This is a genomic window from Chitinophagaceae bacterium (assembly GCA_030053935.1).
Taxonomy (GTDB): domain Bacteria; phylum Bacteroidota; class Bacteroidia; order Cytophagales; family JASGCU01; genus JASGCU01.
This window is the reverse complement of record JASGCU010000118.1, coordinates 1-6,128: the sequence shown is the minus strand read 5'-3', so window position 1 is coordinate 6,128 and position 6,128 is coordinate 1. Positions and strand designations below refer to the sequence as shown.

Sequence of the window (6,128 nt, the reverse complement as noted above, 5' to 3'; positions counted from 1 at the left end):
ACCGAGCAAGAGCCGAAGGAAAATTAGAAGGAGAAGCAATTGGAATTCAAAAGGGAGAAGTAATTGGAATTCAAAAGGGAGAACTGAAAAAAGGAATTGTATCAGGATTGTTAATGTTAGAAAAAGGTATAGATACAAAACTGATTCAAGAAATTTCACAATTCTCACACACACAGATGCAAATACTTATAGATAGTTGGAAAAATAAACTCTCTGTAGAGGAAATATTGGAGAGTATGGGAAATGGAATCTATTGAATCACATCCATCTTTCCAAAACATAAAATCTTGTATCTATTGATATTTTTTTATTACGAATCCACTCCGAAAACTCTCTTTTATAAAAACATTTGGTTTATCACTATTTAATAATTAAACAGTTACAAAATTATAAATGTATCAAAAAGAGTTTTCGTATCGGACCCAAACACGAAAACAAAGAAATTTATTCGGTTTGATTGGGTGATGAAGATCTTATTAGGAGATAATGAAAATTTTGATATATTAGAGGTTTTGTCGAATATTTAGTAAAGAGATATCTATCAGTATTTTATATTTAATTTGGGAGACGGGAACGATTATTTATACAAGGACATAACAGAATTTAAAGGGCTTAGCAATATCGTGGGCTATATTTGATATTTGCATAATACTTCAAACTTTACCAATTTAAAAATAAAAAAATAACATGAAACAAAAAATACTATGGCTTTTTCAACTCGCTATAAGGGATAGCCGAGGAAGTAGAGTGCGTCTTTTACTTTTTTCCAGTGCTACACTTTTAGGGATAGCGTCTCTTTCTGCAATAAATTCATTTCGGGAGAGCGTCAGTATTTCTATCAATCGGCAAGCAAAGAGTGTATTAGGAGCAGACCTCGTTATAAGTTCCACCAAAAAACCTTCAGCAGAAATCCAATCTTTTTTAGATTCCATAGGAAGGAAAAAATCCCAAGAATGCAGTTTTGCATCTATGATATACTTTGTAAAAAACGGTGACTCCCGATTAGTCCAAGTAAGAGCATTAGAAGGAGGATTTCCATACTACGGAGCATTGGAAACCGAACCAACCAGTGCTTCTCTTTCTTTTAGAAATAAAAAAGAAGCACTCGTAGATGCAACCGTTATGCTCCAATTTGAAATGCAAATCGGAGACACTATCAAAATAGGAAAAGAATTTTTCACCATTGCGGGGAGATTAAAAAAAACACCCGGACAAACAGGTATTACTGCCTCCGTATCCCCCGTTGTATACATTCCCTATTCCTATTTAGAAACTACGGGATTAGTAATACGGGGCAGCAGAGTCAATTACTTTACTTACTATCAATTTGTTGATGGCGATGCATCCCTTTCCATAAAAAAAAAATGGAAGCAAAGGTTCTCACAATTAGATTTACGTGCCACCACTTGGGCAGATTCCCAACAAGACAGCAATGAATCCCTCAAAGAACTGAGTAAATTCTTGAATATGATTGCTTTCATAGCATTGCTTTTAGGATGTTTGGGAGTAGGAAGCTCCGTTTATGTCTATATGAAAGAAAAAATAAATACTCTTTCCATACTCCGCTGTATCGGAGCTTCCTCTACCGATATTATGTGGGTATTCCTGCTACAAATAGTAGGAATAGGACTAATAAGCTCTTTCTTAGGTGCATTACTCGGTATTTGTTTACAAATGTTAATTCCCCTTTTAATCTCCAACTTTCTACCCATAGATGTTCCTTTCTTTTTTTCAGTAAAAGTATTTTTTCAATCCCTTTTACTCGGAGTTCTCATCTCTATTCTTTTCTCAATCCTTCCCATTCTAAGAGCAAAAAATATCTCCCCCATAGAATCTTTAAAGTCCGTAGAATATAAAAACCTACCATCTCTCAAAGGTGCTTATTGGGTATACATAATTATTGCTCTCTCACTGTTTTTACTGACCCTTTGGCAAGTGGAAAGCATCACTAAAAGCATATTTTTTTGCCTGGGACTATTAGTAATAACCGCAGCTTTATTTCTCATAGCATCTGCATCTATGTTTTTGATACGAAAATACTTTCCCCATCAATTCCCTTATATTTGGAGACAAGGACTTGCTAATATGTTCCGTCCACAGAATCAAACAATGGTGCTTGTTTTTTCCATAGGTTTGGGAACCGCACTGATAGCTACTATTTTTATTACCCAAGCATCTCTCACTCACCAATTTCATATAACACCACAAAAAGATAGACCTAATATGATACTTTTTGATATACAAACCTCCCAAAAAGATACCATAGCAAGTATTACCCGTAGCCACAAACTACCCGTGATACAGCAAGTTCCTATTGTCAATATGCGCCTACTCAAAGTACGAAATATATCCAAAAAACAAAGAGAACAAGACTCTACCATCCAAATCCCACTTTCAGCTTTTAACCGAGAATATCGGGTCACTTATAGAGACACATTGATAGATTCTGAAAAAATTATAAAAGGAAAACCCCATTTCATGAAAAACGACAGTATTTTTATTTCCGTAGCCGATTTTTATGCTGAAGATTTGGATATCCAACTGGGAGACGAAATCCTCTTCGACCTCCAAGGAATACCCCTCAAAACATACGTCAAAAATATCCGAAAAATAAATTGGAATAGAATGCAAACAAATTTTCTCATTGTGTTTCCAACAGGTATTCTAGAAACAGCACCACAATTTCATGTCCTCCTCACACAAGTAAATGACGAACAAGCATCTGCAACATACCAACGAACCATCATACAAGCATTTCCAAATATATCCATAGTAGATATAAAACTCCTCATAACCACCATAGAAGGAATACTCACAAAAGTAAAATTTGTACTCCAATGCATGTCTCTCATAAGCATTATTACGGGCATCATCGTTCTCATCATTTCCATCAATAATACCAAATTTCAACGCCTCAAAGAAACTGTTTTATTAAGAACTATCGGAGCCACTAAAAAACAAATTGTTTCTATCACCGCAATAGAATACTTCTTATTAGGCACCATATCTACGTTTTCAGGAATTCTATTAGCAATCCTATCTTCTTACACTCTCATTTATTTTATCTTTGAATCCGAATTTATATTGGATTATATCGCTCTCATAAATATTTTTTTAGGAATAGTAGGCATCACTGTCTTTTTAGGTGTATATAATAATAGAAAAATTCTACTCCAAAGCCCATTAGAATCATTGAGAAATGCATAAATCCTTACCAAAGAGAGTACCCAAAAAACTATTTTTACAAAAATATTCAGTTTTAAACCCATTGATAATACCCATTCTATATAATATAGTACTGGATTTAAAAAATATTAACAATAAAACATTGAGACCATTGTATAATTTTAGATTTATTTTAAAAAATAATTATTTATTATTATTTTTAATAATGATTAAAAATGAACAAATCAGAAACAATGAAAGAAAATGACCTTATACAAACTCCAAAAAATGAAATTTTTTATAAAAAATAAAATTAACTAACCTGAACCCAATCTCGAAAAAACGATATTATTATAACAACATATATACCCACAACAATGAAACCCAGAAGAAATGAAATAAATGTCACATATGCCGCATTGTAACTAATATAGATACCCATAATGTAAATTATTTATTCAAAATTATAAAGTAAAAATGAAAACCGTAAACACATTTAATTTTAAAAATAAAAAAACTTTAGTCCGTGTAGATTTTAATGTCCCATTAGATAAAAATTTTCACATCACAGACACTACGCGACTCCAATCTCATATTCCAACTATAAAAAAAATACTTACTGACGGAGGAAGTGTTATCGTTATGAGCCACTTAGGAAGACCAAAAGACGGCTACGAAGAAAAATACTCTCTCAAACATATTTTACTACCGCTTTCCAAAATCTTAAACCAAGAAGTATTCTTTGCTGAAGACTGTATAGGCACAAAAGCATACCACATTTCACAAAATATCAAACCAGGAGAAGTACTCCTCTTAGAAAACCTACGTTTCTATAAAGAAGAAGAAAAAGGCGACGAACTATTTTCACAAAAACTTTCCAAACATGCAGACGTATATGTAAATGATGCTTTTGCCACTGCGCATAGATCACACGCATCTACTACCATAGTAGCAAAATTCTTTACAGAAAAAATCTGTGGAATAGTTATGGAAGCAGAATTGAATGCATTACATACTATATTAGAAGCACCAAAACGCCCATTCACAGCTATTTTAGGAGGAGCAAAAGTATCCGACAAAATCCTTCTCATAGAACAACTCCTTAAAAAAGCAGACCACATTATTATTGGAGGAGGAATGGCATATACTTTCTTAAAAGCACAGGGAATAAACATAGGAAACTCACTAGTAGAAACAGATAAAATAGAATTCGCACAAAATATCCTAAAAACAACCAATAAAATTATTCTCCCAAAGGACTCCGTCATCGCTCATAAATTTCAAAATGATACAGAAACACAAACAGTACTAAACCATAATATGAAAGACGGATGGATGGGATTAGATATAGGAAATCAAACAATAGAAGCGTTCGGAAATATAATAAAACAAAGTAAAACCATTTTATGGAACGGACCAATGGGAGTATTTGAAATGGAAAATTTCTCCCATGGAACAAAAAAAATAGCAGAACTCATCGCACAAACGACTCAAAAAGGTGCTTTTTCTCTCGTAGGAGGGGGCGACTCTGTTGCGGCAATTAATACACTTGGCTTTGCTGATAAAATAAGTTACGTATCCACAGGAGGCGGAGCATTACTAGAATTTATAGAAGGAAAAACCCTCCCAGGCATAAAAATATTACAATAAACACATGAAAAAACTACTCATACTATATATATGTATACTATTACCAAACCTTACATACTCCCAAGATGAAAATGATTTTAATCCCATAGGATTAAAATTTCTAGAATACGTAAAAGAAATCCCTGAAGACCTCCTCAGCACCAGATCAGCTATATTATTAAATCTACCAAATAATTGGGGAGAAAAAAAACAAAAAGAAATCATCCAACAAACACATACCTCTTTCCAAAAAATGGGAATAGATGCTATAATGTACGCCTCCATACAAGACATCTTTGCAGGAAAAGAAATAACACAAGAATACTACCAAAACTACACTTCAAGAGAAATTAAAAATATTATTATCGTATCCTACATAACACTCAAAATAGGAGAAAAAGAATACTCAAGATATGTCATCATCATAACACCATTCAGTAAAAATAAAAATATCATAAACCACGCACAAAAAGCATGGAAAAAAATAGATGATGAATACGAACCACTCTTAAAAAACCTCGGAAAAATTATATTCAAATCTAAAATCCCAAATAAAAACTTCCTCATAACTGACACCCCCAACTTTTTCGACGCACCAAAAATAGTAAAAACATACAGATACCAAAATTTCCACGAAGACCTCAAATACGATAAAATACTCATCCCAAAATTTGAAGAAATACAAATCCCCAAAACAAGACCAACAGGAATTATTAACGACAAAATCCAAAAAGAAATAGAAAACTATAACGAAAACATCCCCGAACTCAATAAAAAACTAACCAATGCTTTCGCAAACTATCACATGGACTACGAAATACGAAACTATGACGAAGCAGATGATAAAAAATTTATTCAAGAAGGATTTAGATTTGTTCTACACGTCATAAATACATCCGGAATAGCAGCACACCGACTCCTCGGCTACGAAATAGACCCAACAGATACCGAATACACCTTGATAAAACAAGAAAATGATAAAACTATTATAAGAACTATCCCCATAAATGCAAATATCTACAAATTTTATATAAAACACCTCCAAACAAAAGACATATTTCTAGGAAACCAGTGGGACGGAGACGAAAAATACTTCGAATCACTCAATCTCTTTATCAAAAATATAAAAGATGAACTGAAAGTAAAATAAAAACATTTTCAAATGGATCCCGCTCCGAAAAGTCACTTCTGTTACATTTATAATTTTGTAACTAATTGATTACCAATAATTTTAAAATTTGATATTTTTGTAAAAAGGACCCTTCGGAGCGGATTCATATTTGTAACCACATCAATTTAAACACGAATTAAACAAAAAACACAAATAGTTCGCA

4 protein-coding genes are annotated in these 6,128 nt (G+C 32.9%); all 4 read left to right on the top strand.

Annotated elements, in window-relative coordinates; translation table 11 throughout:
* On the top strand, positions 1 to 257 hold a 257-nt coding region (locus QM536_09285), incomplete at its 5' end, for a hypothetical protein (protein ID MDI9357201.1).
* A 430-nt stretch (positions 258 to 687) separates the two neighbouring features.
* Positions 688 to 3,207, top strand: coding sequence for an FtsX-like permease family protein (locus QM536_09280; GenBank protein ID MDI9357200.1), 2,520 nt, complete (start codon positions 688 to 690; stop codon positions 3,205 to 3,207).
* A gap of 435 nt (positions 3,208 to 3,642) precedes the next feature.
* Entirely contained in the window at positions 3,643 to 4,815 is a 1,173-nt protein-coding gene (locus tag QM536_09275) for a phosphoglycerate kinase (protein MDI9357199.1), read from the top strand.
* Positions 4,816 to 4,819: 4 nt separating this feature from the next.
* Positions 4,820 to 5,944 (top strand): hypothetical protein, encoded by a 1,125-nt coding sequence (locus QM536_09270; GenBank protein MDI9357198.1) that lies wholly within the window; start codon positions 4,820 to 4,822, stop codon positions 5,942 to 5,944.
* Positions 5,945 to 6,128: the final 184 nt, after the last annotated feature.